Annotated in this window: 23 protein-coding genes; 15 read left to right on the top strand and 8 right to left on the bottom strand. The window is 54.3% G+C overall.

From position 1 onward, the window contains the following. Positions 1 to 6: 6 nt before the first annotated feature. A complete protein-coding gene (locus tag IEY39_RS01215; RefSeq protein WP_188927694.1) occupies positions 7 to 1452 on the top strand; it encodes a hybrid sensor histidine kinase/response regulator in 1446 nt (481 codons plus the stop codon). Positions 1453 to 1473: 21 nt separating this feature from the next. Here the strand turns inward: IEY39_RS01215 and IEY39_RS01220 are convergent, their stop codons facing one another. Beyond that, the gene (locus IEY39_RS01220; protein ID WP_188927696.1) at positions 1474 to 1929 is read right to left on the bottom strand and encodes a DinB family protein; all 456 of its coding nucleotides are present in this window, start codon (positions 1927 to 1929) and stop codon (positions 1474 to 1476) included. A 119-nt stretch (positions 1930 to 2048) separates the two neighbouring features. Between IEY39_RS01220 and IEY39_RS01225 the strand changes: the two genes are divergently transcribed. Then, a complete protein-coding gene (locus tag IEY39_RS01225; protein WP_188927698.1) occupies positions 2049 to 3035 on the top strand; it encodes a pyruvate dehydrogenase complex E1 component subunit beta in 987 nt (328 codons plus the stop codon). 112 nt (positions 3036 to 3147) lie between these two features. On the opposite strand, the gene IEY39_RS01230 is transcribed toward IEY39_RS01225, so the two are convergent. The 3 genes from IEY39_RS01230 to IEY39_RS01240 all read right to left on the bottom strand — a co-directional run bounded on the left by IEY39_RS01230 (position 3148) and on the right by IEY39_RS01240 (position 4325). Then, the gene (locus tag IEY39_RS01230; protein ID WP_188927700.1) at positions 3148 to 3285 is read right to left on the bottom strand and encodes a hypothetical protein; all 138 of its coding nucleotides are present in this window, start codon (positions 3283 to 3285) and stop codon (positions 3148 to 3150) included. A 107-nt stretch (positions 3286 to 3392) separates the two neighbouring features. After that, the gene (locus IEY39_RS30155) at positions 3393 to 3578 is read right to left on the bottom strand and encodes a DUF4846 domain-containing protein (RefSeq protein WP_373285429.1); all 186 of its coding nucleotides are present in this window, start codon (positions 3576 to 3578) and stop codon (positions 3393 to 3395) included. An 84-nt stretch (positions 3579 to 3662) separates the two neighbouring features. Then, positions 3663 to 4325, bottom strand: coding sequence for a 4'-phosphopantetheinyl transferase family protein (locus IEY39_RS01240; protein WP_188927707.1), 663 nt, complete (start codon positions 4323 to 4325; stop codon positions 3663 to 3665). 83 nt (positions 4326 to 4408) lie between these two features. Between IEY39_RS01240 and IEY39_RS01245 the strand changes: the two genes are divergently transcribed. The 7 genes from IEY39_RS01245 (at position 4409) to IEY39_RS01275 (ending at position 14755) form a co-directional block, all read left to right on the top strand. Then, positions 4409 to 5572, top strand: coding sequence for a sigma-54-dependent transcriptional regulator (locus tag IEY39_RS01245; protein ID WP_188927709.1), 1164 nt, complete (start codon positions 4409 to 4411; stop codon positions 5570 to 5572). A 291-nt stretch (positions 5573 to 5863) separates the two neighbouring features. Further along, complete coding sequence (lepB, locus tag IEY39_RS01250; RefSeq protein ID WP_188927711.1) at positions 5864 to 7405, top strand: signal peptidase I; 1542 nt, start codon at positions 5864 to 5866, stop codon at positions 7403 to 7405. Between the two features lie 20 nt (positions 7406 to 7425). Beyond that, positions 7426 to 8625 (top strand): transglutaminase domain-containing protein, encoded by a 1200-nt coding sequence (locus IEY39_RS01255; protein ID WP_188927713.1) that lies wholly within the window; start codon positions 7426 to 7428, stop codon positions 8623 to 8625. Then, positions 8625 to 9107, top strand: coding sequence for a cytidine deaminase (locus IEY39_RS01260; RefSeq protein WP_188927715.1), 483 nt, complete (start codon positions 8625 to 8627; stop codon positions 9105 to 9107). Before IEY39_RS01255 ends, IEY39_RS01260 begins: the two co-directional genes overlap by 1 nt. Before the next feature lie 141 nt (positions 9108 to 9248). Next, positions 9249 to 10370 carry an efflux RND transporter periplasmic adaptor subunit gene (locus IEY39_RS01265; protein WP_188927717.1) on the top strand — a complete coding sequence of 374 codons (1122 nt, stop codon included), beginning with the start codon at positions 9249 to 9251 and terminating at the stop codon, positions 10368 to 10370. Between the two features lie 8 nt (positions 10371 to 10378). After that, the gene (locus IEY39_RS01270) at positions 10379 to 13444 is read left to right on the top strand and encodes an efflux RND transporter permease subunit (RefSeq protein WP_188927719.1); all 3066 of its coding nucleotides are present in this window, start codon (positions 10379 to 10381) and stop codon (positions 13442 to 13444) included. A gap of 6 nt (positions 13445 to 13450) precedes the next feature. After that, positions 13451 to 14755: a TolC family protein gene (locus tag IEY39_RS01275; protein WP_188927721.1), complete on the top strand. Its 1305-nt coding sequence runs from the start codon at positions 13451 to 13453 to the stop codon at positions 14753 to 14755. A gap of 6 nt (positions 14756 to 14761) precedes the next feature. Here IEY39_RS01275 and IEY39_RS01280 read toward each other — a convergent pair whose 3' ends face one another. After that, complete coding sequence (locus IEY39_RS01280; protein ID WP_188927723.1) at positions 14762 to 15280, bottom strand: methylated-DNA--[protein]-cysteine S-methyltransferase; 519 nt, start codon at positions 15278 to 15280, stop codon at positions 14762 to 14764. A gap of 35 nt (positions 15281 to 15315) precedes the next feature. Then, the gene (locus tag IEY39_RS01285; protein ID WP_188927725.1) at positions 15316 to 15651 is read right to left on the bottom strand and encodes a tRNA-binding protein; all 336 of its coding nucleotides are present in this window, start codon (positions 15649 to 15651) and stop codon (positions 15316 to 15318) included. 38 nt (positions 15652 to 15689) lie between these two features. On the opposite strand from IEY39_RS01285, the gene IEY39_RS01290 reads away from it, so the two are divergent. Beyond that, a complete protein-coding gene (locus tag IEY39_RS01290; RefSeq protein ID WP_188927727.1) occupies positions 15690 to 16109 on the top strand; it encodes an OsmC family protein in 420 nt (139 codons plus the stop codon). A gap of 130 nt (positions 16110 to 16239) precedes the next feature. Next, a complete protein-coding gene (locus tag IEY39_RS01295; protein WP_188927729.1) occupies positions 16240 to 17679 on the top strand; it encodes a Gfo/Idh/MocA family protein in 1440 nt (479 codons plus the stop codon). Between the two features lie 39 nt (positions 17680 to 17718). Here IEY39_RS01295 and IEY39_RS01300 read toward each other — a convergent pair whose 3' ends face one another. Together IEY39_RS01300 and topA are read right to left on the bottom strand one after the other, a co-directional pair. Beyond that, positions 17719 to 18591 (bottom strand): transglutaminase family protein, encoded by an 873-nt coding sequence (locus IEY39_RS01300; protein ID WP_188927731.1) that lies wholly within the window; start codon positions 18589 to 18591, stop codon positions 17719 to 17721. A 150-nt stretch (positions 18592 to 18741) separates the two neighbouring features. Then, on the bottom strand, positions 18742 to 21093 hold the full coding sequence (gene topA / locus IEY39_RS01305) for a type I DNA topoisomerase (RefSeq protein WP_188927733.1): 2352 nt from the start codon (positions 21091 to 21093) through the stop codon (positions 18742 to 18744). A gap of 194 nt (positions 21094 to 21287) precedes the next feature. Between topA and pxpB the strand changes: the two genes are divergently transcribed. From pxpB to IEY39_RS01325, 4 genes are all read left to right on the top strand, one after another. Then, positions 21288 to 22040, top strand: a complete 753-nt coding sequence (gene pxpB / locus IEY39_RS01310) for a 5-oxoprolinase subunit PxpB (protein ID WP_188927738.1) — start codon at positions 21288 to 21290, stop codon at positions 22038 to 22040. Between the two features lie 132 nt (positions 22041 to 22172). Further along, complete coding sequence (locus IEY39_RS01315) at positions 22173 to 23168, top strand: 5-oxoprolinase subunit C family protein (RefSeq protein ID WP_188927740.1); 996 nt, start codon at positions 22173 to 22175, stop codon at positions 23166 to 23168. Continuing rightward, a complete protein-coding gene (pxpA, locus tag IEY39_RS01320; protein ID WP_188927742.1) occupies positions 23159 to 23905 on the top strand; it encodes a 5-oxoprolinase subunit PxpA in 747 nt (248 codons plus the stop codon). The genes IEY39_RS01315 and pxpA overlap by 10 nt, the downstream gene beginning before the upstream one ends. Positions 23906 to 24015: 110 nt before the next feature. Next, positions 24016 to 25290 carry a DUF4407 domain-containing protein gene (locus IEY39_RS01325; RefSeq protein ID WP_188927744.1) on the top strand — a complete coding sequence of 425 codons (1275 nt, stop codon included), beginning with the start codon at positions 24016 to 24018 and terminating at the stop codon, positions 25288 to 25290. The last annotated feature ends 276 nt before the right edge of the window (positions 25291 to 25566 follow it).

Genomic DNA, 25566 nt, shown 5'->3' on the forward strand with positions numbered 1-25566 from the left:
GTTACCATGGTGCCTTCCAACCTGCCTACCAGGATATTGATCGTAGAGGATGATGAGGACGACTTTTTGATCATAGACGCCTGCATAAAGGATATTCCCGAGAAGGAATTCATCATCGACTGGTGCTATGAATATAATGAGGTGCTGCGGCGGATGGGAGAGGGTCGTTATGATCTCTATTTCGTAGACTATCTTTTGGGGGAGAAGACGGGACTGGAGTTGCTGCAGGAGGCCATAGACATGGGGTGTGAGGAGCCGATCGTCCTGCTAACGGGGATAGGAAACCGCGATTTGGATATCCGCGCCATGACCTTCGGGGCGGCGGACTACCTGGTGAAGTCGGAGATCACCACTGAAAAACTGGAGCGCAGCATCCGGTATGCGCTGGAGAGAAGCGCCTATATCAAGGCCTTGAGGGTGAATGAGCGGAAATACAGGGCGGTGTTCGAGCGAAGCAAGGATGCCGTTTTTCTTACGAGTGACGACCTTGTCTTCCGGGATGTGAATGCCGCCACCTGCGACCTGTTCAAATATGGGAAGGACGAGCTGCTGCGGATGAGCCTCTACGATCTATTCGCCCGCAAAGAGGCGGCCGATGATTTGAGGGACCGCCTGTCCCTCACCGGGGAGGTGGAGGACCTCGAGGTAGAGCTGCTGACCCGCAATAAGGAGCGGAGAAACTGTATCCTGTCCATCTCCTGGCAGGTATATTCCAGTGGCGAGACCTATATCCAGGGCATTATCCATGACTTTACCAACCTCAAGCGGATCGAGCGGGCTACCTTTCAGATAGAGAAGCTGCGATCTACCGCGATGCTGTTGCGCACGCTGGCGCATGAGGTGAGGAACCCGCTGACCAATATCAACCTGTCTGTAGAGCAATTGAAGCCGGAGATGAACAGCGAGGATGCGAATATCTATCTCGACATCATTACCCGGAATTGCGGGCGTATCGACGGGCTGATCTCCGAGCTGCTGGACCTTTCCCGGCCGGCCGAGATCTCACTGCAGAAGACGAGATTACAGGAGATAATCGACAATACCTTAACAGCAGCGTCCGATCGCATTTCCCTGAAGAATATCCGGCTGGAGACGATGTACCCGGAAAAGCCGGCCTTTGTCATGGCCGACAAGGAAAAGCTCAGGATCGCCTTTCTCAATATCCTCATCAATGCCGTGGAGGCCGTCCCTGCGCAGTCGGGAGTGATCACCATAGCTATCCGCGAGGAGACTCCGCAATACTATAAGGTGAGCATCAACGATAATGGGGGTGGTATCCCGGAAGAGAACATCTCCCGCATTTTCGAACCGTATTTTACTTCCAAAACCAACGGGTTTGGGCTTGGGCTTGCTGCCACCTGGAATATCCTGCAATCCCATCGGGCGGGCATCGATGTGAGTTCGCAGGTGGGGGAGGGGACCAGCTTTATGCTGACTTTCGAGCAGGCGTGAATGCTGCCGGCGCGGCTGCGATTAGGGGTAAGCGATTGGTTCGAGGTCGAGAATCTGGTGGAGGTGGTGCAGCAGGTGGTTGCAATAATCCGCCGCTACCCATTCCAGGGGTTGGGGATGTCCGCCCATCGCGCATTTTCGTTGTGCGGCCTCGGGGGTCATATTGGCCAGGATCTTCACGATATGGTTATTTAGCAAAGTCCAGAGCATGACAAGGCTGCGCACCGGGTAATGCCGGTAGCCGCTGCGGGCCACCCACTCATCCTGGGCATAGAGGATGGTGGGGGTGTCCTCGTACTGTGCGACGATGAACCGCCGGATATTGTTCTGGGCCGAGTCGACGAGGTGTCCCAGGATCTCCTTTTTGCTCCATTTTTCGGGGGCTGATCTCCAGTCATAGATCTCGTCGGTGAGCGCTTCGAGGCGGCGGCTGTAGATACGGATGATCTTTTCGAGGTGTTCGATAGTAGGTTGCATGAAAGTAAATATATATAGATTTCTTATAAAGTAAATGGGTATAATGATTTGATAATCTCCATGACAACCAATAAATTTGCGGCTCCGCTGCAGCGGCGGCGGGTAATAAATACATACGAATGAGACAAATTGCTTTTCGGGAAGCTCTGCGTGAAGCTATGAGCGAGGAAATGCGGCGCGACGACCGGGTGTTTTTAATGGGTGAGGAAGTTGCGGAATACAATGGCGCTTATAAGGTGAGCCAGGGTATGCTGGATGAGTTCGGCCCCAAGCGGGTGATCGACACACCGATCTCTGAATTGGGATTTACTGCCGTCGGGGTAGGTGCCGCGCAGAACGGGCTTCGGCCGGTAGTCGAGTTCATGACCTGGAACTTTGCCGTCCTGGCGCTCGACCAGATATTGAATACCGCTTCCAAGATGCTGGCGATGAGCGGCGGTCAGGTGGGATGTCCTATCGTCTTTCGCGGACCCAACGGATCGGCGGGTCAGCTGGGCGCTCAGCACTCTACGGCCTTTGAAAGCTATTATGCCAATATACCCGGCATCAAGGTGGTAAGCCCCAGCAATGGGTATGATGCCAAGGGTCTGCTGAAACAGTCCATCCGCTATGAGGAAGACCCGGTGATCTTTATGGAGAGTGAAGTGATGTATGGCGACAAGGCGGATGTCCCGGCGGAGGAATATTATATCGAACTGGGGAAAGCAGATATCAAGAAGGCGGGCAAGGATGTGACGATCGTTTCCTATAATAAGATGATGAAGGTGGCCTTGGGTGCTGCTGCCGAACTGGAGAAGGAAGGGGTCAGTGCCGAGGTGATCGATCTGCGGACCATTCGTCCCCTGGACTGGATGACCATCCTGGACAGCGTCAAAAAGACCAACCGCCTGGTAATTGTGGAAGAACAATGGCCGTTTGCGTCTGTATCTTCCGAGATCACTTACCATATCCAGAAGGAAGGGTTTGATTATCTTGATGCGCCTATCCGCCGGATCACTTCTGCCGATGCGCCCCTGCACTATGCGCCCAATCTTGTGGCTTTGGCGTTGCCGGATGTGGCAAGGACGGTGAAGCTGGTGAAAGAGGTGATGTACTTACAGAAATAAAAAAAACCCGCCGGCCGGCGGGCCCCCGGTAAGCTTTGCTTACCGGACATAATGAAAAAAGAGGCCGTCTACTTTTGAGTTGAGAGACGGCCTCTTTTTTAGTTTCTTCTTCTTATTTGAGGGCGGCGAGGGCGGTGTTGAACAGCATGATGAAGCCGTAAACACAGCCAAGCAATACACAACCCAGAATAGTCAGTTTGAAAAGGATCTTACCAGTAGCGGGAGCCTGGAGCTCAAGATTCTGCTTCATAGGGAAATATTTTTTGGATTATAAAATGGTTTCGGTTTTTAAATAGTCATTGGATGGTTCTAAAATACTGCAAAAAGTGTTGAGATGCAAGGGGTTTTTCAGGTTTTTTAGATATGCACCGGCCACATACGTAACTGACTGATTGTGAATGTCCATTCGGGAGTTTCGATGAGGCCACGGGTTGGGTCAGCATCGTACCACGGGCTGAGAGTGGGGTTCAACGGGTTGATTACGATGTGGATAGTCTGGGCCGGCATGTAGCTTTGGGCTAACAGGTAGATGCGGTGGCGCAGAGCAGGAGGATGAGGGCGGTGTTTAGCAGGATTTCCATGCCGGGGAGAAGCCGGGGCGGGGGGATTCCATAAAAAAAGGAAATGTTAAACCGTGGCGAGGATGTCGGCGGGGCTCAGGTGGTGGAAATTGATGGCGGGTTCGGCCGATTCTTCGAAAGCAAGGTGTGCGGCATAGCCCGGGAAGAAGGCAAGGGGGCGGAGCTGCCAGGTGGCGCCGTCGAGGTTGATGGGGCCGGCTTCACTCACGTCCAGCTTCAACAGTGGGATCTGGAGGCCGCGGCCATCGGCTTTGATGAGACTTTCCTTTGCAGTCCAGAACCGGTAGAAGGCGGTGACGGGTTCGGGTGCGTTATGGATAGCTGCCCATTCTTTGGGCGTGAATTGTGTCTGGAAGTCACCAAAGGAGATGGGGTGGATGGATTCGATGTCGATGCCGACGCGGCCCTTTGTGCTGAGCAGACAAACTACCCGGTTACCCGAGTGGGAAATGTTAAAATGCGGCGACCCGGGGATATAGGGCTTGTCCTGTGGCGTATATTGTAGCTTGTCAAGACCTGCAGCAGCGGCTGCATTTTCAAGGGCCAGGCGGAGCAGGTGTTTGCCGAGAAGATTGGCATGGGCATCTTCCCAGCGCCGGTAGCGGAGGATCTTTGGCTGCAGCACGGCGGGCAGCAAACCGAGCAGGCGGTGAAAACCCTCGTCCGGCAAGGGCTGGAGAAATTCGGTGGAATAGAGTAAGAGCCCCATTTTGCTATTTGTAAAACCTAAGCTATTACTTTATTTTCGAATGCAGTTCGTATTTTTGAGCCTCAAAAAAGATAGAGGAACCTATGTCGAATATTCTGATCATTGACGACGAAAAGGCGATACGGAAGACACTCAGCGAAATTCTCTCTTATGAAGGGTATAAGATCGATGAAGCCGGTGACGGCGAAGAAGGTCTGAAGAAGGTGAAGGAAAAAGAGTATGATGTCATTCTATGCGATATTAAGATGCCGAAGCTTGATGGCATTGAGTTCCTGGAGAAAACCAAGGAGACCCATCCCGATATTCCCATCATTATGATCTCTGGGCATGGCACCATTGAAACGGCGGTGGAAGCCGTGAAGAAGGGAGCGTATGACTATATCTCCAAGCCTCCCGATCTCAACCGGTTGCTGATCACCATCCGTAATGCCATGGACAAGACCACGCTGGTGGCCGAGACCAAGGTTTTGAAGCGGAAAGTAAGCAAGGTGCAGGAGATGGTGGGCGCGTCGACGCCTATTCATAAGATAAAAGAGACGATAGAGAAAGTGGCGCCTACGGAGGCCCGTATCCTTGTAACGGGCGAGAACGGGGTAGGGAAAGAGTTGGTCGCCCGATGGGTGCATGAGAAGAGCAACCGCGCCAGCGGTGCGCTGGTGGAGGTAAACTGTGCGGCTATTCCCAGTGAGCTGATCGAGAGTGAACTCTTTGGCCATGAGAAAGGGTCGTTTACGTCGGCCGTCAAGCAGCGGATCGGCAAGTTCGAGCAGGCCAATGGTGGGACGCTGTTTCTCGATGAGATAGGGGATATGAGTCTGACGGCGCAGGCCAAGGTGCTGCGGGCCCTGCAGGAAGGAAAGATCACGCGGGTTGGCGGAGATAAGGATATCAATGTCGATGTGCGGGTGATCGCGGCAACGAATAAGGACCTGTTGAAGGAGGTGGAAGAGAAAAATTTCCGGCTTGACCTTTATCACCGGTTGAGCGTCATCATCATCCATGTGCCTTCGCTGAACGAGAGAAAAGATGATATTCCGTTGTTGGTAGAGAAATTCCTGGTCGATATCTGTGGCGACTATGGGATTGCGAGGAAGGCCATCGACGAAGATGCGATAAAGGCCTTGCAGCAGCACAACTGGACGGGGAATATCCGGGAGTTGCGTAACGTGGTCGAGCGCCTGATCATTTTGTCGGGGAAGACGATCACGCAGAGTGATGTGGAAAATTACGTGTTACCGAAAAAATAAGTTTTGTTGGACTGTTATTGTATCAGCGGCCTGGGAGCGGACCACCACATCTTTTCGCGGCTGGACGTACCTGGTGTCGAATTGAAGCCCCTGCCGTGGCTGATGCCGGCGCCTTATGAGCCGATTGGGGAATATGCCGGAATGTTCAGCCGACGCATGTTATCCCCGAGGCGGTCATTTGATGGTGCATAACCGGGCAGGCGAGGTGAGCCGGGTGCTGCGGGATATCTTGGGGTGAGAACTACCGGTTTTTCGCCTAAATTTGCCGGAATCTAAAAATAAATCCACCTAATGAGCTCTCATCAGCTGCTGGTTCTTGTGCTTATCCAGGTAATCCTACTCTTACTCCCCTCCATTGGCGCCGCGAAACTCTTTGAAAAAGCCGGTGTTCCGGGTTGGAAAGCCTATATCCCCTTTTACAATACCTGGGTGATGTTGGGGTTGGCCGAGCGGCCCAGGCATTGGGTCTTCTGGCAGGTGATCCCCATCCTGGGATGGTTTATCACGCTGGGCATCTATGTGGAGTTTGTAAAGGTTTTTGGGAAGTTCAAATTTTGGGAGCATGCGCTGGCGGCACTTTTGCCGCTGATCTATTTTCCCCTCATCGGTTATGACGCGAAAGTTGTCTATACAGGGGCTGCGCCGGTGAGAAAGCACCGGAAGGGGGTGGCGCGGGAATGGGTCGATGCGGGGGTCTTTGCCGTGGTGGCGGCAACGCTGATCAGAACCTTTGTGTTCGAGGCCTATACTATTCCCACGGGGTCGATGGAGAAGACGCTGCTGGTGAGTGATTTCCTTTTTGTAAGTAAATTCAGCTACGGTCCGCGGATCCCCAATACGCCGCTGTCCATTCCTTTTGTGCATAGCACCCTGCCGGTGACCAAGACCAATTCTTATGTGGAGTGGATCACCCTTCCCTATATCCGCTGGTTTGCCAGCCCGGTGAAAAGGAGGGATGTCGTCGTCTTCAATTTCCCGGCGGGGGATACGGTGATCAACCTGGATGACTATCAATCCCGCGTCCCTTACTATACCGCCTGCCGGACGCTTGGCGGGGGAAATATCGACAGCGGCAGGAAGATCGTGCTGGGTAACCCCGACCAGTATCCGCTTGTCCTCCGGCCCGTGGACAAGGAGGAGAACTATATCAAACGCTGTGTAGCCATTGCCGGCGATACGCTGCAGATAAAGAACCAGGTGGTGTATATCGACGGTAAGGCCCAGCCTTTCCCGCCCGAGTCCCAGACCTATTATACCGTCACGACGCAGGGGCAGCCGCTGGATGAGGCGGTGATGGTCGAAGAATACAATCTCGATATCAACTCCAATGAAGTAAGCTCCGTCCCCGGGACCAGCAACCAATATCACATGCTACTGACCTGGGTCGCCCATGAGAAGATGCTGAAGAGTGGATTGGCCAAAAGCATCGTCCCCGAACTGGCCGATGATGATCCGCAACAGCCCCTCTTCCCCTTTGTTCCCAATTCGACCTGGGCGCTGGACAACTACGGCCCGATCTGGATCCCAGCCAAGGGAGCAACGCTGACCCTGACACCGGAGAACTACCCCGTCTATGAACGTGCTATCCGGGTGTATGAGGGCAACACCTTTGAGATGAAGGATGGGAAGTTTTGGTTGAATGGCCAGCCGGTGACACAGTATACCTTCCGGATGAATTATTACTGGATGATGGGGGACAACCGGCATGAATCGCAGGACTCGCGGTACTGGGGTTTTGTACCGGAGGACCATATTGTGGGCGAGGCCTGGATTATCTGGATGAGCTGGAACCATGGGGTGCGGTGGAAGCGGCTGTTTAATAAGATAAAATAACGACCCTAAATTCCCTGACTATGAAAGGACTGATCTTTTTATCAACGGTACTGCTACCTTTCGGGGTATGGGCGCAAAAAACGGTGAGCCAGCCCGGACCCTACGCGCGGGTGGATGCGCTGGCGGCGCAGCTCCCGGATTCCGTCACAGGCAGCACCGGGAAGATGGCCGCCTGGCTGGGGGAGCATTTTCCCGACCCGATGGAGCGAACCAGGGCCATCTTTGTCTGGATGGCCGGCCATATCCAGTACGATATCGACAATATGTTTGCGACTAACTTCTTCGCGGATTCGACGGAGAAGATCAACAAGCCGCTGCTGACACGAAAAGGTATCTGCGAGAACTATGCCGCGCTGTTCAATTCCCTTTGCAACCGGACCGGCATCCGTTGTGTCGTTGTCACCGGCTATACCCGGCAGCAAGGGGCTGTCGACTATATACCGCATGCCTGGTGTGTGGCGAAGCCGGACGGCAGCTGGCTGATATTCGACCCCACCTGGGGGGCTGGTTTTGTAAAGGACGGGAAATACTTCCGGAAACTGAGTAACCAGTTTTTCAAGGCTGACCCGGAGCTCTATGTCAAAACGCATATGCCTTTCGACTATCTCTGGCAGTTGTTGTACTACCCGGTGACCAACCAGGAATTCTATGAGGGGAAGACGGCGCAGGATAAGACAAAGTCTTATTTTAATTACCCGGATTCCATCGAGGCATACGTGTCGTTGACGGGGATTGAACAGGAGAGGGCCCAGGTGGTGCGGGTGGAGAAGAACGGCGTGCGCAATTCGATGATCTTCGACTGGCTGGGGCATCTGAAGGTGGATCTGGAGAACTACCGGCGGCAGCAGGAGGTAGACCGTCAGAACAAAGCTATCGACCTGCAGAACAAAGCTATCGAGGAATACAATCTGGCGGGGGTGGAATATAACCAGGGGGCGAAGCAGTTCAATGTCTTTATCGACTATCGCAACAAGCAGTTTAAGCCATCGAAGCCGGACTCCGAGATCAGGGAGATGCTGGACAGCGCCGACCGGCTGGTGCAACGCTCGAAGTCGAGGCTGGGAGCAATCGTCACCACGGAAGAACGGGTATTGGCCTCGATGAAGACGGTGAAGGGCGGTTTGGACGACCTGGCGGCGCGTATCGCGGAGCAGCAGGCTTGGCTAAATAAGTATCTTTCCAAGGGGGCTTTGGGCAGAAAAATGATGTTCTTAAAATAATGAAAAAGGAATTCACGCTTTCTTATGAAGAGTATGCTTCGGCGCAGGAGTTGTCCGAAGCCGATGCGGCTTTGCTGGCAAAGGCCAGGGAGGTGACGAAGGATGCGTATGCGCCGTACAGTCATTTCCGGGTGGGCGCGGCTGCGCGACTGGTCAATGGGGAAGTGATCACCGGCACCAACCAGGAGAATGCGGCTTTTCCGGCGGGCATCTGTGCGGAGCGGACGTTGCTATCGGTGGCGGCGACCTTGTATCCCGGTGTATCGATCGATACGCTGGCGATCAGTTATCATAATGAGAACGGCATCAGTGACCGGCCCATTTCGCCCTGTGGCATCTGCCGGCAGTCGCTGCAGGAATTCGAGCAGCGGACGGGACGGCCTATGAGAGTTGTGCTTGGTGGAGAGACGGGGAAGGTGATCGTGCTGGCCGGGTCCGGGTTGTTGCTGCCCTTTGCGTTTACGAGCGATGAGTTGAAATAGTACCCGTTTACCGATCATACCTGCATATGGATGTTCATCCAATAAATGAGGCGGTTCGTCCGGGAAACAATCCTTCTTTTTATCTTTGCCACCTTTCAGGGGAAGCCATTCCCGCCTGAACATATAAAAAATTCACCGTTAATGGCTCGTTCCGCTTTGCTGACCTATCAGCCAGGTATCTCCTGTGTGCTGTTGCTATTTTCCTTTAGCCTGTTTTCCCTTTCATCGTGTAAGGAGCGTGCGGATGCCGCAAGTCCCGATAATAAGCCTAGGGGGGTGGAGCCGACCTTGGTGGATGTGCTTATCGCGGCACAACGTCCGATCAACAATGAGATCGAGGCGAATGGCAGCGTCGTGGCCAACGAGTATGTAGAACTGCATCCAGAGATCAGCGGACGGATCGTCTACCTGAATGTCCCGGAAGGAGTGCAGGTGGCCAAGGGGGCGGTGATCGCCCGGATAAACGATGCCGACCTGCAGGCTACCCTGGCGAAGTCGAAGGCGCAATTAGAGCTTTATCAAAAAACGGAGGAAAGGGAACGAAAGCTGCTGGAGATCAATGGGATCAACCAGGCTGACTACGATTTGGCCGTAAGTAATGTCAACACCACCAAGGCCGATATCGACTATACCCAGGCGCAGTTGGACAAGACCGTCATCCGGGCGCCTTTCGATGGGGTTGTGGGGTTGCGGCAGGTGAGTCCGGGTGCTTATGTAACTCCTGCAAATATTATTGCCACAGTGCAACAGATGGATAAAACGAAGGTGGATTTTACCATCCCTGAGCAATACAGCGCCGTTGTCCGAAAGGGCTCCCTGGTGGATGTTCAATTGGATGCGCAGGCAGGCGCTATACGTCGCCGTAAAGGTCTGATCGTGGCAACGGAACCGCAGATCAATCTCTCCAGCCGCAACCTAAAAGTACGGGCCCTGCTACAGGACGGCGTCGCACATCCGGGCTCCTTTGTGAAGGTGTTTGTCAGTGCCGGGGTGGACAAGCGGGCGATAATGGTCCCTACCAACTGTATCATCCCCGAGGACAGGAATAATCAGGTGATCCTGGTGAAGCAGGGCAAGGCGAAAGTGGTGAATGTCCAGACGGGTGTGCGCGAAGCCAGCAATATCGAGATCACCAGGGGCGTCGATGCCGGCGACACGGTTATTGTGACCGGTGTCCTTTTTGCCCGGCCTGATGCACCCGTCACCATCCGTAGCGTCAAAACAGGCGAAGAAACAATCCCAACGGCCGCCAACGCCAAATAAATTCCGCTATGAACATTTCCGAGTTATCCCTTAAGCGACCGGTGCTGGCGACGGTGATGAATTTACTGCTGATCCTGTTTGGGGTGGTAGGCTATCATTTTCTTGCCGTGCGGGATTACCCCGCCATCGATCCGCCGATCATCACTGTCCAGACCAATTATACGGGGGCTAACCCCGATCTGATAGAGAGTCAGATCACTGAACCATTGGAGAAGAATATCAACGGTATCCCCGGCATTCGCACCATCTCTTCGACGAGTACGCTGGGCACCAGCTATATCACTGTCGAGTTCAACCTGGGCGTCGACCTGGAAGCCGCGGCCAGCGACGTGCGGGATAAGGTGGGCCAGGCACAGCGATCGCTGCCGCTGGACATCGATGCGCCACCAGTGGTGACCAAGTCGGATGCCAACGCCGATTTTATCCTGATACTGGCCGTGCAGAGTCGCACCAAGAGCCTGATGGAGCTGAGCGATTATGCGGAGAACGTGTTGCAGCAGCAGTTGCAGACCATTGACCAGGTGAGTGCGGTGCAGGTGTTTGGTGACAAGACCTATTCCATGCGCATCTGGCTCGACCAGGATAAAATGAATGCTTATGGGATCGCCTATAATGATATCGCCACTGCAATGAACAATGAGAACGTGGAGCTGCCGCCGGGGAAGATCTATGGGAACAATACGGAGCTCACCATTAAAACATTGGGGCGGCTGACGACGGAGAAGGATTTCCGGGATGTGATCCTGCGGGAAGATAGTGCCGGCATCGTGCGGCTGAACGATGTTGCGCGGGTGGAGCTGGGGCCTCAAAATCCCGAGCAGAGCTGGAAATACAATGGGGTGAATGCCGTGGGGCTGGCCATCATCCCACAGCCAGGCGCCAATAACATCGCCATTGCCGATGAGTTCAACCGGCGGCTGGCCGAGATAGAGAAGGCCAATAAGTCTGACCTGGTGTTCAATGTGCTTATCGACAATACCCAGACCATTCGCCAGTCGCTTGCCGAAGTGAAGGAGACGCTGATCATTGCCTTTTCGCTGGTGGTACTGGTGATCTTCTTCTTCTTCCGCAACTGGATGATCGCGCTGCGGCCGCTGATCGATATCCCGATATCGCTTATTGCGACATTCTTTATCATGTACGTCGCCGGGTTCACTATCAATATCCTCACTTTATTGGGCATCGTCCTGGCAACAGGCCTGGTGGTGGACGATGGGATCGTTGTCACGGAAAATATTTTTAGAAAATTGGAGCAGGGGCTGCCGATCCGAAAGGCGGCGCTTGAGGGTAGCAGGGAGATATTCTTTGCGGTGATCTCGACGTCTTTAACGTTGGCGGTGGTGTTTATGCCCGTGGTGTTTTTGCAGGGGTTTGTGGGGCGGCTCTTCCGGGAGTTTGGGGTGGTGCTGGCTGCGGCCGTGCTGATCTCCGCCTTTGTCTCGCTGACCATTACCCCGGTGCTGAATGTTTACCTCACCAGCAAGCGGAGTGGCCATGGCCGGTTCTATGAGAAGACAGAACCCTTCTTTACGGGGATGGAAAATGGCTATCGGCGGATGCTCGAAGGTTTTATGAAGATACGTTGGGCGGCTTGGGTGCTGGTACTCCTGTGTGGCGTGATGATCTTGCTGATCCTGAGGAATATGCAGAGCGAGATCGCGCCGATGGAAGACCGCAGCAGCGTGCGTTTCCTGGTGACGCTGCCCGAGGGCGCCAGCTTTACCTATACGCAGGACGTCACCGACCAGATAGCCAATTACCTCTATGACTCCGTCCCTGAGCGGGATTTTGTCTTTGCGCGGATCCCTGCCGGTTCGAATCTCAATTCTTCGGCGCCGCGTCTTGGGCTGACCGAGCCGCTGCAGCGTCATCGGAGTCAGAGCCAGATCGCTGCAGATCTGCAGCGCAAGGTATCCCGCTTCAACGATGCCCGCATCTTTGCCATCCAGGAGCAGACCATCGCCGTAGGGTCTGGTTCGAAGACCAGTCTGCCGGTGCAATTCGTGCTGGAGAACCAGGACCTGGATAAGATGAAGCGGTTATTGCCGGCTTTCCTGGAAGCCTGCAGAAAGGACAAGACCTTCTCCAATGTCGACGTCAACCTGAAATTTAATAAGCCGGAGCTGCAGATCACCATCGACCGGATGAAGATCAAAGACCTGGGGTTGTCGACACATGATGTCATTTCCGCGATGCAGGCGGCCTTCAGCGGCGGGCGGCTGGCCTATTTTATCATGAACGGCTACCAGTACTATGTCATCGCGCAGGTGGAAAGAAGAGACCGTAATGATCCTACCGATATCAGCAAGATATATGTGCGCAACAAGACCGGTGATCCCATTCCGCTGGATGCCGTTGTCCATGTCGAGCAGAACAGCAGCCCTTCGACGCTTTACCACTTCAACCGGTATAAGGCGGCCACCATTTCCGCTTCGCTGGCTGAGGGTAAGACCATCGGGGACGGCATTGCGGCGATGCAGTCGATCGCCAACCGCCTGCTTGATCCCAGTTTCCAGACGGCTTTGTCCGGCGCTTCGCGGGATTATGCGGAAAGCTCTTCCAATATTGTATTTGCCTTTGTGCTGGCGCTGTTGCTGATCTACCTGGTATTGGCGGCGCAATTCGAAAGCTTTGTCGACCCATTTGTGATCATGCTTACCGTGCCGCTGGCGTTGGCTGGTGCGTTGCTCAGTCTCTGGGTCTTCCATCAGACGCTGAACATCTTCTCGGAGATTGGGATGATCATGCTCATCGGGCTGGTGACAAAGAACGGGATATTGATAGTCGAGTTCACGAATCAGAAACGCGAGCAGGGGATGGGCAAGCGGGAGGCAGTGATAGAAGCCGCGTCCCAGCGTCTTCGACCTATCCTGATGACCTCGCTGGCTACGTCGCTGGGGGCTTTGCCGATCGCGCTCAGCCTTGGGGCGGCGGCCACCAGCCGGATCCCGCTGGGGATCGTGGTGGTAGGCGGGATCATGTTCTCGCTTATTCTCACCTTGTTTGTGATACCGGCGGTGTATACTTATATATCCAGTAAGCGGCGTGTACATATAACGGAAGTAACGGATTAATCGACTATGAGAAAACTACATTTCATGTGGCTGGCGGTGGTGCTGCCGGCCGGTTTGCTGAGGGCCCAGCCTCTGACCCGTGATGAGGCGGTGCGGATAGCCCTTAAGAATAACCTGGGGATCGAGCTGGCGAAGAACAATGCGGAAGCTGCTGCTATTTACAACAGTTATGGTATAGCGGGTGGGCTGCCGGTGGTGACGGGCAGCATCTCCGACCAGGAGCAATCCACGAGCATCAAGCAGGAGTATGCCAACCCTGCCAACAATAAATCCAGCAACAATGCTTTTTCCAATAACCTGTCCGGACAGGTTAACGGGTATGTATTGTTATACAATGGCGAGAGGGTGGTGACGGCCAAGAAGCGGCTGGGAACCCAGGAGTCGCAGGCCCGGCAGCTGCTTAATTCGCGAGCGCTGATGCTGGTGAACAATGTCCTTTTGAAATACTATGATGTGGTGCGGCAGCAGAGCTATGCCCGCACGCTGCAGGCATCCATCGACGCCCAGAAGCAACAGCTGGCAATTGTCCAGGCGCAGCAAAGTGTCGGTCTTGCCAATAATGCCGATCTTTTCCAATCGCAGGTTGATCTCAATACGCAGATACAGAACCTGCAGGCGCAGCAGCTGGTCATCGACCAGGGTAAGACTGACCTGCTGACGCTGCTCACGCTGAATCCCGACAGCGTCATTGCGGTAGAAGACACGATCCTCATAGACAAGAGCATCCGGTTGCCGGATATTCTCGGCGCTGTACAGACGACCAACCCCGACATCATCGCGGCGAATGAACAGATATCCATCAATCAATACGTCGAGAAAGAGACGGGGGCGCAGCGCTATCCTTCCCTGGGCGCCAATGCCGGGTACAATTACAGCCGCACCCGGAATTCGGCGGGTTTTTCGCTGTTGAACCTCAACTATGGTCCCTATGCGGCAGTGACGCTGAATATCCCGATCTTCAACGGCAATATCTACCGCAAGCAGCAGCAGGTGGCTGGTCTCAATATCCGGAATGCGGCGCTGGTGCGGGATACGCTGTTGCTTAACTATACCGCCAATGCCGTGAAGAATTTCCAGGCCTATACGAACAACCTTCAGCAGGTGGAGACGGCAAAGGCCAACTATGAGCTGTCGCAGAAGCTGCTCGACCTGGTGATGAAACGTTTTCAGCTGCGGCAGGCCACGATCGTGGATGTGAAGAATGCGCAGCAGAGCTTTGAGAATGCGGGTTTCCTGCTGGTGAATGTGAGTTATGCGGCGAAGGCGGCGGAGATTGCGCTCAGGCGGTATGCGAATCAGCTGACGAATTAGGGCATGCTAGAACAGCGTCTGCACCCCGTACATGACCTTTGTCTCGTGGTCGAGTAACCATTTCTTACGCCAGAGGCCACCCGCATAGCCGACGAGATCGCGTTTGGAGCCGATGACGCGGTGGCAGGGGACGACGATGGCGATGTTGTTGCGGCCGTTGGCAGCAGCGGCGGCGCGGATGGCTTTTGTGTCACCGAGGCGGCGGGAGAGTTCGAGGTAGCTGAGGGTTTTGCCAAAGGGGATGGCCGTGAGCTCGTTCCACACCCGCTGCTGAAAGGGTGTCCCTTCCTGGTAGATGGGGAAGTCGAAGACGCGGCGCTGCCCCTGGAAATACTGGATCAGCTGTTCGATGCATTGGATGACGATGGGCGGGACGGGACCTTCCAGACCGGGGTTGTGGTAGTCCGATTCCTCGAGGTGGTCGACAAAGCTGATCTCACTGATATAGGTATCCGTGCCACCGATGCGGAGCAGGCCGAGCGGGGATTGGTAATAAGTAGAGCTGATGGCCAGCGTTGTTGACATTGTTGCTGATTTGGGGGCGGGTTCCCGGATCGGGGCTAGCCAATCTTCCAGCCATTGGTTACCTTTTTATCCGGTGTCAATAAAACTACTTCTTTTTTGTCAGTATACACACCCAGAACGAGGCATTCGCTGAAAAAATTAGCGATCTGTTTGGGGGGGAAGTTGACCACGGCGATGACCTGTTTACCCACAAGTTCTTGCTTTTCATAGCCGTCGGTTATTTGTGCGGAGGATTTCCGAATGCCCAGATCACCGAAATCAATGGTCAATTGCCAAGCAGGCTTTTTTGCTTTGGGGAAATCATTAACTTCGATTATCGTTCCGGCACGGAGGTCTATCTTCTCGAAATCCTGCCATTCTATGGTCGGCATAGTCCTAGTTCTTTTATCTTAATTAAATATACAATTTTATGAAACGTACAGCAACAGCTGCATGGAGCGGCTCCGGAAAAGAAGGTAATGGCCATTTGACGACTCAAAGCACGACCCTGAACAACACCCAGTATTCGTACAAGACACGTTTCGAGGATGGGGTAGGCACCAACCCTGAAGAACTGATCGCTGCGGCGCACGCTGGGTGCTATACGATGGCGCTGGCTTTCGCCCTGCAAGGCGCCGGGTTTACGCCAGAGAGCCTGGAAACGACGGCTACGGTGAACTTCGATGTGTCCGGGACGCCGACCATCACCCAATCTGCGCTAGTGCTGAAGGCGAAGATCCCCGGCATCACCAACGAGAAATTCCAGGAGCTGGCCAAGGGGGCCGAGAGTGGCTGCCCGGTGAGCCGGGTGCTCAAGGCGGAGATCACGCTACAGGCGACCTTGCTGTAGGAGCGCGGGCGCCGGGTGGCCGGTGATTGACCGACGATGGAATTTTGCAATTTTTAGCACCTTAGGGTGCTTTTTTTGTGTGTATATTACTCACTCATTTTTTCGACCTTAATAATTCACCAACATCATTATGTCACAGAAAAAAAATTTGATACCCGGCAAGCTGCAAGCCTCCCGCCGCGAGTTCCTGCGTGGTACCGCGATGGCAGCAACCGGTTTTTTCATCGTACCCCGGCATGTTCTCGGGAGGGGTTTCCTCGCACCCAGTGACCGGCTGACGGTTGCTGCTATTGGCGCCGGTGGCAAGGGCCACGACGACCTTAGAAATTTTTATGGCAGCGGGAAAGTAGATGTCGCCTATCTCTGCGATGTCGATGACCGCCAGGCCGCGAATTCCATCAAGGAATACCCAAAGGCGAAATACTACAAGGATTTCCGGGAGATGCTGGACAAGGAGCATAAGCACTTCGATGCGGTATCCGTGTCCACGCCCGATAATATCCATGCGGTGGCGGCGATTGCCGCCATGCAGCTGAACAAGCATGTGTATGTACAGAAGCCGATGACGCATGATATCTACGAGGCCCGGATGCTCACCGAGGCCGCCAAGCGGTACAAGGTGGTGGCCCAGATGGGAAACCAGGGATCGTCGGGCGACGGGGTGCGGCTGATGCAGGAGTGGTATAATGCGGGGCTCATCGGGGATGCCACGGCCATCCACGTGTGGACGAACCGGCCGGTGTGGCCGCAGGGGCTGGCGAAGCCAACGGGAACGGAAACGATACCTACTGAGCTGAATTGGGATCTGTGGCAGGGGCCGGCCCAGGCAGACGATTATCATAAGGCTTACCTGCCGTTCAACTGGCGGGGCTGGTGGGCGTACGGAACGGGCGCCCTTGGCGATATGGGTTGTCACCTGATCGATCCGCCCTTCAAAACGGTGGGGCTCGGCTATCCCAACGCGGTGGAGTGCAGTGTCGCTTCCACCTATGAGGTCATGTGGAACCCTGTGTTCCATCCCGAGAGCTGCCCGGTGTCCTCCTATGTGAAGATGAACTTCCCGGGTAAGCCAGGTAAGCCGGATGTGGCGTTGCACTGGATGGACGGTGGGATCCGGCCTGTACGGCCCGATGAGCTGGGCGCCGACGAGCCGATGGGCAATTCCGATGGAGGAGCGATCATCACCGGCACGAAGGGCAAGATCATGTGCAGTTGTTACGGCGCCGATCCTAAGTTATTGCCTACTTCGCGGATGTCAGAGGCAGCCAATGTACCGCAGACCCTTGCCCGGGTGCCGGAGGGGCACTATGTACAGTGGGTGAATGCCTGTATCGCGGGGTATGGCCAAAAGCAGCTGAGCTCACCTTTCGAATATGCAGGACCGTTGACGGAGACGATCCTGATGGGCAACCTGGCGCTGAGAAGTTATATGATCAAGGATGCGAACGGGCATTTCCCCGGCAGGAAGAAGCTGCTCTGGGATGCGGAGAATATGAAGATCACGAATTTCGACGAGGCCAACCAGTTTGTGAAGCGAGAGTACCGGCAGGGCTGGAAACTGGGAATGTAATTTCTCTAAGGCCTCACCTGACGGTGGGGCCTTTTAGTCTTAGTCTGAAAGAAGTTTTGCGAGATCGAGGAGCTCTTTTTGTTTGTATGCGTTGCGTTCGTTGTCGAAGCATTTGCTGAATTCCTCCAGAACATTTTGGATAATGCGGTTGTGTGAAAGGGGCTTGAAATAAGAAGCCACGGGCGGGACGGAGATGCGTTTGAAATAGCTTTCCACGTCCTTGTGAGAGAAGACCTGACCGCTGGTGGGGTCGATGAAAAATTCGATGCGCTGCAGAGGACTCAGCTTCTCCGGATTCTCATCGTAATAGGGTTTTATATAGGCCAGCACGAATTGGCGGGGAATATTGATCGCCTTTACCGGGATATCCAGCAATTCGCTGAGCAGGAGGTAGAGGACGCCGTTGGTGATGGAATTGCCGCGTTTGGTTTCGATGAGTTTGTTGATCAGGAATTCTTCGGGGTGCTGATAGGCTACTTCGGTCCCCTTCAATCCATAATAATTGTATAGGATGCTGGTGACGACGTGCACCTGTTCGAGCGGGGTGAGATAGCTATTGAGTTCGAGCCAGATGTTGCGGCGGAGCTTTTCTACTTCCTGCAGCACCGGGGTAGTCACCAGTTCGGGGTATTGGAATTTGGCCACCAGGAGGGAAGCAGTGAGCAGATCCTGGTAGCTGCTGCTTTTCCAGTGGGTGAAGTCTTCGGTAAGATCGTTGAAATGCAGTTTGTGGATCAGCAGTTCGATGCGTTCCTGCACGTCATTGCTGATGGTGTTCTCCCACAGATTCTCCAGGTTGGGGATGATGCCTCTTCCATAGCTGACGATGCGGCTACTGACGGAATCGAACACTTCCTGGTCGGGGTCGTCGATCAGATGGAATAGGGCTATTATTTCGTTGTTTTCCTGCATGGTTTTTCGCCTTCTCAAATCTACGATGGAATCCGGTTCCAAGATCGGAGAAGTTGATAAGAGTTTAGAGGACTTATTATCCACACTAACGCCCTAAATGTTCATTAAATTGTGTGCCAAGGCCCTGCAGGAAGCGATAGGGGCTGCGGATTAGCTGCTCTTTTTCTTGCGGGGCACCCTTTTGGGCGGGTTGGCCTTCACCTCTTCGATGATGGCCTTCACCTCTTCCAGGGTGAGGTCGGCTGCGGTTTCTTGTTTTTCTTTGGGAAGTTTGTAATTGCGCAACCCCTGCTTGATATACGGACCGTAGGGACCGCGCAGTAATTGTATCTTTTCTTTTTCAAAGACCTTGATGGTGCGCTGCTCTTTTGCCGCCCGCTTTTCGACGACGATGGGGGCAGCCTGGTCGTAAGTTATCGTATATGGGTCGAATTCCTTGCCCAGCGAGTAGAATTTGCCGTCGTGGGCGATGTAGGGGCCAAAGCGGCCGATGTTCACCGTCACATCTTTTTCTTCGAAGGCGCCAAGATTCCGGGGCAGGCGGAACAGCTCCATTGCCTCGTCGTAGCTGATGGTCTCGATACTTTGGGTATTCTTCAGTTTGGCAAAGCGCGGTTTCTCTTCGTCGTTGACATCGCCGATCTGCACCATGGGACCATAGCGACCCATGCGGGCGACGACCTTTTTGCCGCTGGCCGGGTCGATGCCCAATTCTCTTTCGCCTTTTATGCGTTCGGCATTCTCGATGGTATTCTCTACGTCTTTTTTGAAAGGGTTGTAGAAATCATCGATCATCTTGCTCCATTGCATCTTGCCCTGTGCGACCTCATCGAATTCCTCTTCGATGCGGGCCGTGAAATGGTAGTCCATGATGTCATCGAAGTACTGCTTGAGGAAGTCGGTGACCACCAGGCCTAAATCGGTGGGAAATAATTTTGCTTTTTCGGCGCCGGTGTTTTCCTGTTCGACGAGTTTTTCGATGTGGTCGTTCTTTAGCAGCAGGATGCGGAAATCTCTTTTTACGCCTTCCTTATCTCTTTTTTCGACATAGCCTCTTTTCAGGATGGTGGAAATAGTGGGGGCATAGGTGGAGGGACGGCCGATGCCGAGCTCTTCCAGTTTCTTTACGAGGGAGGCTTCGGTGTAGCGAGGCTGGGGGCGCGAAAAGCGTTCGACGGCCCGCATTTCCTTCAGCGGGAGCTTTTGTCCGACGGTGAGGGGCGGGAGCATGCCTTCCTGGCCTTCTTCGCCGTCTTCGACAATATCGTCGTCGTCGCGATCTTCCCGGTATACTTTCAGGAAGCCATCGAACTTCAGCACTTCCCCGCTGGCAGTGAGCTCTTCCTTATTGGTGCTGATCCGAACCTTTGCGGTGGTCTTTTCCAGTTCGGCGTCTGCCATCTGGCTGGCCATGGTCCTTTTCCAGATGAGTTCGTAGAGCCGGCGGACGTCAGCATCATCGACAGTGAGGGCATCCATATAGGTGGGTCGGATGGCTTCGTGGGCTTCTTGGGCGGATTCGTTTTTGTTCTTGAATTTCCGGGCCTGGTGATATTTATCCCCGTATTGGCTTTTGATCTGGTTGGCGGCGGCATCCATGGCGAGATCGCTCAGGTTGACGCTGTCGGTACGCATATAGGTGATCTTACCGCTTTCATAGAGCTTCTGGGCCAATAACATGGTGCGGCTGACCGAGTACCCCAGTTTGCGGCTGGCTTCCTGTTGGAGGGTGGAGGTCGTGAAGGGTGCTGCCGGGGTCTTTTTGCCGGGTTTTACCTGGATATCAGAGACCGTATAATCGGCCTTGAAACAGCTTTGAAGGAATTTTTCGGCGTTTTCGGCTGAGTTTTGCTTCTTACCTTCGGCGGAGAAGGTGACGGCCTTGCCGGTGACATCCTTTGCCGTGAAAAGCCCTTCTATTTTGAAGGAGCTGACGGCGGTGAAGGCGTTGATCTCTCTTTCGCGTTCGGCGATGATGCGGACGGCCACGCTTTGTACCCTGCCAGCGCTGAGGTTGTTCTTCATGCTCATCTTGCGCCAGAGGACGGGGCTGAGCTCGAAGCCTACGATGCGGTCGAGCACCCGGCGGGCTTGCTGGGCGTTGACCAGATTCATGTCTACCGTCCTGGGCCGGTTGACGGCCGACTGGATGGCGGGTTTTGTTATCTCATGGAAGACGATGCGTTTGGTAGTACCGGGGTCGAGGCCCAGGACCTCGCATAGATGCCAGGAAATGGCTTCTCCTTCGCGGTCCTCATCAGTCGCGAGCCAGACCTCGCCAGACTTCTTGGCGATGGATTTTAACTCCTTGACAACCTTTTCTTTATCTTGAGGGACGATATAGCGAGGGCGATAATTATTCTTTATGTCGATACCCATGTCATCTTTCTCGAGGTCGCGGATATGTCCATAACAGCTCTTTACTTCGAAATCCTCTCCCAGTATCTTCTCTATGGTCTTGGCTTTCGCCGGAGACTCCACAATTAATAGATTTTTGGCCATGTATTATAAATAGATCGGTGCAATTTTACAGTATAACCTTCATATTAAAAAATCAGCCGGAACGGGTGGAGGGTGTCCGGGTCACCGCGCCTTTTTCATTTGTGCTGATAATCAATTATTTATAGACGGGTAAGAATGGGAAGTTATAAGTTTATGAACACAATTGGGGGTGTGGTTGTTCAAAATGGCGTATTTTGTTCATCAAATCTGATGCCGTGACTCACCCACCACCTCTTTATTCCATATTTCCCCTGGGTGATTCGGCTATTACCATCGATCTTGGTAATTGCATTGATGAACAGCGTAATATAAAAGCATTAGCCCTTCATGACTGGTTGCAGGCCCATCGTTTTCCGGGAATCCAGGATATAATAATGGCGTATAGTTCGGTGTCGGTCTTTTATGATCCGGCATTGGTTGCGGCCAGTGGCGTAAATGGCCATCATAGGGTGTACAATTGGCTGGAAGGGTTGTTGCAACGCGCCTGGCAGGAGGTGGATGATGCGTACAAGGGGCCGGACGGGCAATTCTTTCGCATCCCTGTTTGCTATGAGGGGGAGTATGCGCCCGACCTGCAATGGGTGGCGGCGCAGCAAGGGCTAACGCCAAAGGAGGTTATCGATATTCATGTGGCGAGTACCTACCGGGTCTATATGGTCGGGTTTCTGCCGGGTTTTCCGTACCTGGGGACGGTTGACCGGCGGTTGCAGCTTCCGCGGAAGCCGCAACCGGTGACTGTCGTTGCCGGGGGTGTAGGAATTGCAGGCATGCAGACGGGGATCTACCCGCTAACCAGCCCGGGGGGATGGCAGATCATTGGCCGGACACCGGTGAAGCTCTTTGACGTGGAGGCAGACCCGCCGATTCGGTTGCAGGCAGGAGATAATGTTCAGTTTTACCCGGTTTCGGCCAAAGCTTTCAGAGATATGTCCGGGCGTCCCGGATAGTAAGCCTTTTAAATAATCGGTTATGGTTGGGGTTTCTTAATTTAGTAGCTTCGACGACTTGCTTCCTATGCGCCGCTTAATCCTTGCCTGCTGAAGCCTTTGTTGCGACCCCACCTCAAATTATAATGCGCTATGGCTTTTTCCATTATTAAGCCCGGTTTGCTCGATACGATTCAGGATCTGGGCAGACACGGTTTCGGTAATTGGGGCGTCAGCCCAGGCGGTGCGATGGATCCCTACGCAGCCCAGGTAGCCAACCTGCTGGTGGGCAATGACAAGCAGGAAGCAGTGATGGAGATTCATTTTCCTGGTCCGCAGATACTTTTCGAGCAGAATACGCTTATTGCGATAACCGGCGCCGATTTCTCCCCTACGATCAATGATGAAGCGATTCCCCGATGGCAGCCCGTTGTGGTGAGGAAGAATACAGTACTTCATTTTCCTTCCCTGATACAGGGGGGGAGATGCTATCTCAGCGTGCACGGGGGCTATTGCCTGAAAAAGTGGCTCAACAGCTATAGTACGAATCTAAAAGCGGGGAATGGCGGCTGGCATGGGCTGGCGTTGAAGAAGGGGGATGAGCTGCCCTTCAACGAGAACACCATCTATTTTGCGGGACTGTTGAAAGATGAGAGCAATTTCGAGACCCTGCCCTGGCGGGTCAACACCGATAAGGCCTATCAATACCCGCATGAGATCGGGTTTATTCCCGGGCATGAATGGGATTTGTTGTCTGCGGGTACCCGGTGTAATTTCCTGGAGAATAATTTCATGATCCATCCTTCGTCCGACCGGATGGGTTATCAGCTGAAGGGGGCGCCATTGGCGCTTGAACGGCCTGTCGAGCTGGTGACTTCCGCCGTGAGTTTTGGGACAGTGCAGCTGCTGCCCAACGGGCAGCTTATCGTGCTGATGGCCGATCATCAAACGACGGGAGGATATCCGCGCATCGCGCATGTCATCACGGCCCATCTGCCCAAATTAGCGCAGTTGCGGCCTTCCGATACGATACAATTCACATTGATGGACCTGGAGGCGGCCGAGCAGCTTCTCATCGCCCGCCAGAAAGAACTGCACATCCTGCAGCGTAGTTGCCTCGATCATTTAAATGAAATGGTGTGCGAGTAGATCTCAATTGCGACATGGGAGAGGGGATCGAGACGGATGCGGCTATTTTTCCTTTTATCAGTAGTGCCAATATTGCCTGTGGCGCCCATGCGGGTGATGCCGATATCATGCGCAGGACGGTGGAGCTTGCGTTGCGCCATGGGGTAGCCATTGGGGCGCATCCTTCCTATCCGGACAGGGCGCGGTTTGGCCGGGTGGATATCCTTGGAGAGGGATTGTCGATATCGCAGCTGGAAGACTCGCTGTATGAGCAGCTGCGGGTGCTCGATGAGGTGTGCAGGGGCCTGGGTGTGCATATGCACCATGTGAAGCCGCATGGCGCCTTGTATAACCGGGCGGCGAAGGATGCTGCGGTGAGTGAGCTGATCGCGCGGGCCGTGGCTGATTTCGACGGCTCGCTACTGTTATATGGGCTCAGTGGCAGCCTGATGGAGCCGGCGGCGGTTGCAGGGGGACTTGGTTTTGTGAGTGAGGTGTTTGCAGACCGGACCTACCGGTTCGATGGGAGCCTGACGCCGCGGACGGAGCCCGGTGCGCTCATTACAGATGGTGCCGCGGCGGTGGCGCAGGTGCTTCGGCTAGTGGGGGAAGGCCGCGTAGTTACCGCGGGTGGTGAGATCGCAATCAAGGCCGAAACTGTTTGCCTGCATGGTGATGGGGCGCATGCGGTGGAGTTTGCAGAGTTGATCCATGGGGCGTTGCTGCGAGAAGGTGTCAATATAGCTGCGCCGATTTAGCGTTTCCTTTGCAATTTCCGCGGATTTTTCCCGTTATTTGCCTGTCCCCACTCCAACACAACGTAGGACGTCCGGCCGATATCGCCGGGCGTAAATCAATCATTTAATTTATGGCAACGACAACGACCGATGAAGGCCGGATGGAAGGCGGCTATACCTATGATTCCTTTACCGGGGTAGGCAGCCAGGCGAGGAAGCCGACCGAAAGGCATTTTTTGTGGTGGTGCAGCGGCGCCTACCAGGGGTTGCTGAAGGATTGTCCTTCCGAGCAGACCAAGTATGCCGGGCTGGGCGGCGTGTTGCTGGCGACCTTTGTGTTGGCGGCCCTTTCGGCGGGCTATGCGATCTATAGTGTGTTTGCCGACCCGGTATGGGCGGTATTATTTGCGCTCATCTGGGGGCTGATCATCTTCAACTTCGACCGCTTCCTGGTCTCGACGATGCGGAAATACGGGGTCTCACAGCGAAAGCAGCTGTGGATGGCGGCGCCGCGGCTGGCCCTGGCGCTGCTCATCGGATTTACTATCGCCCGGCCGCTGGAATTGAAAATCTTCGAGAAAGAGATCGACGTACAGCTGGCAGCCAACCGGCACCAGAAGTTGCTCATGAATGACAGCCTGCTGCAGGCCGAGAACCGCACCACCCTGGCGGCAGCACAACAGGAGCGGGACAGGCTTAGCGCGCGCAAGGCGGCGTTGGAGGATACCCTTCATCAATTGCAACAGGATTATATCCGGGAAGCGGATGGGACGGGCGGATCGCAACGCCGGGGGATCGACAAGCTCACCCGGCTGAAGCAGCAGGCCTTTGAGTCGGCACTGCGACAATTTACGCCCGAGCTGCGTCAGCTGGAAGGGCAAATGCGTTACCAGGACAGCCTGATCGCGGGAGCGAATGCGGGGCGTGATCTCCGCAACCGCCAATATGAGGCGCAGGTGACGGCTGATGTAGGGTTCTTAGAACGGAACAAGGCTTTGTCCGACCTCTCAGCCCATGAGCCCAGCGTATTCTGGGCCAACCTGCTGCTGTCGCTGCTGATCATCCTGATCGAGACAGGGCCCATCCTGTCGAAGATGATCATGAATACCGGTCCGTACGATCTCGCTCTGGCTTCGATGGAACTGAAGCAGATGGCGGCGGCGGAGGATGGGATGCGCCGGGACAAGGAGTTGCGGCACGAAAAGCAGCAGGAAGTAAACGGCCGGCAGAAAGAAATGACGGCCGAGCTGCTGCAGCAGCTCTCGGCATTGCAGAAGAAGCACGTCAAAGAGGAGCTGGATCAGTGGGAGCGGGGAGAGGATACTGTTCCGAAGCGGATGCCGCTGGAGGAGGTGACGCGGCGCATCAAAGAGCGGTATAGCTACCGGGGAGGAGATATTTTGTAGAAAGGGTAAAAAAAAATTTGCACGCCGGTTGCCGATTCCTACACACTTATATTGTTTTATACACGCCTGTGAAATGGCCTGCCCCTGCATTGGATAACCGATAGCAATTCTCGGTGTAAAGCGCTATTTTTGATAGTAACACATCCTACCCTATAGATGGCCGTTCAAATTATGCGGCCCGTCGATGACGCCATAAACCATAAAACCTAATACCATGCTCCTGCTCGCCACACTTCCCGAGGACAGTTAAGTCTTTCTTTTCAGCAATTTTTTTTC

Source organism: Puia dinghuensis, assembly GCF_014642875.1.
Taxonomy (GTDB): domain Bacteria; phylum Bacteroidota; class Bacteroidia; order Chitinophagales; family Chitinophagaceae; genus Puia; species Puia dinghuensis.